The organism is Butyrivibrio sp. (assembly GCF_017940685.1).
Lineage (GTDB): Bacteria > Bacillota > Clostridia > Lachnospirales > Lachnospiraceae > Butyrivibrio.
This window is the reverse complement of sequence record NZ_JAGAYD010000010.1, coordinates 1-2,859: the sequence shown is the minus strand read 5'-3', so window position 1 is coordinate 2,859 and position 2,859 is coordinate 1. Positions and strand designations below refer to the sequence as shown.

Genomic DNA, 2,859 nt, shown 5'->3' with positions numbered 1-2,859 from the left:
TCATAAGTGTCTCCCTTAAATCAATGTGTGGTCGGATACCTTTGATTTAAGGGGCCGCCTTTGCTAAAGCTTCTTTAGCAAAGGCGGCCGCACTTTTTGAGGTCTGAGTCAAGCCTAAATTTAAAAAATTTAAATAAAAAAAGTGATTCTCACGTTTTTCGTGGAATCACTTTTTCTATTACAATAATGTTTTTTCTTAACTAAATGACATTGGAACCGTCCCCGTGTCTTGTTTTGAGAAAAGTTCTCAATTGCACATATTATAACGGTTTATGGTTTGTGATAAACTTAAGAAACAAACAAATGTGGGGATACTGCATTTGTTTGTTTTCATTTTGAAGAGGGAAAAATAGTATAGAACAGGAGATGATTACTATGAAGAACTGGCATCATTGTGTATGGTTTTTAGGCGGAGTGCTTTTTGGAACAGCAGGTATTAAGGTGCTGTCCAGCAAGGATGCAAAGAAGTGCTACACTCATACTACAGCAGCTGTTCTTCGCGCCAAGGACTGCGTGATGGATACAGCAAACAAGGTTCAGGAGAACTGCGGAGATGTCCTTGCAGAGGCTAAGGCAATCAACGAAGAGCGCAAGGCAAACGAAGAAGAAACAGTCGGAGAATAATAGAATATGAAAATAGTCATAAAACATGAGATCAGTGGTCGAATCCGCTTTTCCATGCCAAAAAGACGATTTTCTTTTGAAGAAGCAGATAGGTTACAGTACTATCTGCTTTCTCTTGATGGAGTGGAAAAAGCAACTGTCTACGAAAGAAGTGCAGATGCAGTTATTGTCTACACTGGAGACAGAGATGAGATTCTGAAGAAAGTAACAACTTTTGATGCTGATTCTGAAGAGGTAAAGGCCCTTGTGCCGGATAACACCGGTAGAGAGCTGATGGCATCTTACAAGGAAAAGCTCATCACCAAGGTGATCCTTCACTATGGATGCAGAGTCTTTTTGCCGTCGCCCATAAGAAGAGTAAAGGCCATTATCATGGCTACCAAGTTCATTTACAGGGGACTTGTGAGCCTGCTTAAGAGAAGGAAACTGGAAGTATCGGTTCTGGATGCAACTGCCATTACGGTATCTCTTTTAACAGGAGATTACAGCACCGCTTCCTCGGTCATGTTCCTACTTGGAGTTGGAGATCTGCTGGAAGAGTGGACTCACAAAAAGTCAGTAGATGACCTGGCACGAAGCATGGCGCTTAAGGCTGATAAGGTGTGGCTAAGAAAAGATGGCTCTGAGATACAGATCCCTATAAGCCAGGTGGCTCCCGGGGATGAGATCTCTGTGAGAGTTGGAAACGTCATTCCTCTTGATGGAACGGTGGTTTCCGGAGAAGCCATGGTTAATCAGGCTACGCTTACAGGGGAGGGAATACCTGTTGAAAAGAAGGAAGGTGCCTACGTTTACGCCGGTACTGTAATAGAAGAGGGGGATATCATCCTCAGGGTAGAAAAAACTTCTGGCGCCACAAGGTACGAGAAGATCATCAAGATGATTGAGGAATCCGAGCAGCTTAAGTCGGGAGTAGAGTCAAGGGCAGAGCATCTGGCAGATGGCCTTGTTCCTTACACCCTTGGTGGCACGATCCTTGCTTATCTCTTCACGAGAAATATCACCAAGGCTCTTTCTGTTCTGATGGTGGACTTTTCCTGTGCGCTAAAGCTCTCTATGCCTGTCACAGTTCTTTCTGCAATGAGGGAGTGTCAGGACAATCACCTTACGGTTAAGGGCGGCAAATTCCTGGAAGCCATAGCATCGGCAGACACCATCGTTTTTGATAAGACAGGAACTCTTACCATGGCAACGCCAAAGGTTATGGACGTCATCACTTTTTCCGGAAGGGACAAAGATGAGATGCTCAGGATAGCTGCATGCCTTGAGGAGCACTATCCGCATTCAATTGCCAACGCAGTTGTGCAAGAGGCAGCAGAAAGAGGCCTTGAGCACAACGAGATGCACAGCAAGGTTGAATATGTTGTTGCCCATGGGATCGCCTCTGACATTGATGGCAAAAAAGTCGTCATCGGAAGCTGGCATTTTGTCATGGAAGACGAGGGCTGTGTAATACCTGAGGCGGAAAAGGATAAGCTTGAAAATATCTCCAAGGAGTATTCAAGGCTGTTCCTTGCTATTGGCGGCGAGCTTGCTGCAGTTATCCTTCTTGTGGATCCGCTAAGGCCTGAAGCTTTGGATGTTGTTAAAAAGCTCCACATGGCGGGCTTTAAGAATATTGTGATGATGACAGGAGATTCCAAGCACACGGCGAAAAGAGTTGCCGGGCTCGTTGGAGTTGATTCTTACTATGCAGAGGTGCTTCCTGAGGACAAGGCTGGGTTTGTGAGAAAAGAAAAAGAGAAGGGCCACACAGTTGTCATGATAGGCGACGGTATCAATGATTCCCCTGCTCTTTCAGAAGCTGACTGCGGTATCGCCATAAGCGAAGGCGCTCAGCTTGCAAGACAGATAGCGGATGTCATGATATCTGAGGACGACCTGTACAGGCTTGTGACATTAAAAGAACTAAGTGACCTTCTGATGAAGAGGATAAGATTTAACTACCGCTTTGTGGTAGGCTTTAACTTAGGACTTATCGGGCTTGGACTCTTTGGAGTCATTACTCCTGCGACAAGCGCAATGCTTCATAACGGTTCTACCATAGCGCTGGGACTTAGGAGTATGACCAACCTGAAAAAAGAAAAATAAGACACTGATATGTACCCAGAATCCTGGACACATATTTATGAATTAGGTTGAACACATGGATGCTATCCTGTATTGTACAGGTGGCATCCATTTTGTTTTCGCCTGAATCCTTTTGTTATTGTAGTAGTCTATATATTCTTTAAC

The 2,859-nt window shown here is 44.6% G+C and carries 3 protein-coding genes; 2 read left to right on the top strand and 1 reads right to left on the bottom strand.

Going from position 1 to position 2,859, the window contains the following annotated elements:
- Positions 1–375: 375 nt before the first annotated feature.
- Together J6I68_RS00645 and J6I68_RS00640 are read left to right on the top strand one after the other, a co-directional pair.
- Positions 376–624, top strand: a complete 249-nt coding sequence (locus J6I68_RS00645; protein WP_292216354.1) for a DUF6110 family protein — start codon at positions 376–378, stop codon at positions 622–624.
- Between the two features lie 6 nt (positions 625–630).
- The gene (locus J6I68_RS00640; protein WP_292216352.1) at positions 631–2,715 is read left to right on the top strand and encodes a heavy metal translocating P-type ATPase; all 2,085 of its coding nucleotides are present in this window, start codon (positions 631–633) and stop codon (positions 2,713–2,715) included.
- Positions 2,716–2,757: 42 nt separating this feature from the next.
- Here the strand turns inward: J6I68_RS00640 and J6I68_RS17375 are convergent, their stop codons facing one another.
- Positions 2,758–2,847: an IS3 family transposase gene (locus J6I68_RS17375; protein WP_442861718.1), complete on the bottom strand. Its 90-nt coding sequence runs from the start codon at positions 2,845–2,847 to the stop codon at positions 2,758–2,760.
- Between the last annotated feature and the right edge of the window lie 12 nt (positions 2,848–2,859).

Coding starts and splice junctions, on each gene's coding strand:
- J6I68_RS00645 (WP_292216354.1), top strand. CDS start 376: ATGAAGAACTGGCATCATTGTGTATGGTTTTTAGGCGGAGTGCTTTTT.
- J6I68_RS00640 (WP_292216352.1), top strand. CDS start 631: ATGAAAATAGTCATAAAACATGAGATCAGTGGTCGAATCCGCTTTTCC.